The organism is Shewanella sp. NKUCC06_TVS (genome assembly GCF_019345515.1).
Lineage (GTDB): Bacteria > Pseudomonadota > Gammaproteobacteria > Enterobacterales > Shewanellaceae > Shewanella > Shewanella oncorhynchi.
The window spans coordinates 1-923 of record NZ_JAHKQX010000038.1 but is presented as its reverse complement, the minus strand read 5'-3'; the positions used below and the strand labels follow the sequence as shown (position 1 = coordinate 923).

Genomic DNA, 923 nt, shown 5'->3' with positions numbered 1-923 from the left:
ATCACACCGGAGGGCCTATGCATAAATTAGTGGAAGTGTTTTGCGATGTCGATGATTTTTGCGCTGTTTTCATTCCAGAATGGGAAAAAACGCTGTTAACCGATGGTACACGCAAGCGTCAACGCCCTGGCCGTATGACGATGAGCGAAGTGATGACCATCATCATACTTTTTCAGATGTCTCACCACCGTGATTTCAAGAACTTCTACATCGGCTATCTGGCCCATTTCTACAAATCCGCTTTTCCTAATTTACTCAGCTATACCCGCTTTCTTGAGGTGATGCCCACTGCTTTAGTGCCGCTTTGCAGTTACTTTGCCAGCCTCAAGAGTGACCCCACTGGCATCGAATTTGTTGATTCAACCTGCATCAAAGTGTGTCATAACCTACGTATTCATCGCCATAAAACCTTGGCGGGACTGGCGTGCAGAGGTAAAGGCACCATGGGGTGGTTCTATGGCTTTAAGCTGCATTTGATTGTGAATCATCAAGGCGGAATAGTGGCGGCCAAAGTGACCCCAGCGAATGTACATGACACAAAACTGGTGAACGAGATGGTGCACAGTGACATGAATAAACTCTATGCAGATAAAGGGTATATCAGTAAAGCACTGTCCAGTGAATTGCTGGAGAAAGGCATCACACTGGTGACAAACGTGCGTAAGAATATGAAAGTAAAAGCGATGTCGTTGTGGGATAGAGCGATGCTGTCTAGACGTTTCATCATAGAAACCATCAACGACCAGTTAAAAAACATCTCTCAAATAGAGCACTCTAGACACCGCAGCGTACATGGTTTTATGCTCAACATGATTGCGGGACTCATCGCCTATCAATTGAAAGACAATAAGCCACAACTGAACATCACTAACGCAGAGTTTAATGCTATTACAGTTATGGCTTGTTAAACCGATCTCAGGTTA

The 923-nt window shown here is 44.7% G+C and carries 1 protein-coding gene; it reads left to right on the top strand.

The features are described 5' to 3' along the window. Positions 1-17 precede the first annotated feature (17 nt). Positions 18-908, top strand: a complete 891-nt coding sequence (locus KO531_RS22185) for an IS982 family transposase (RefSeq protein WP_219252245.1) — start codon at positions 18-20, stop codon at positions 906-908. The last annotated feature ends 15 nt before the right edge of the window (positions 909-923 follow it).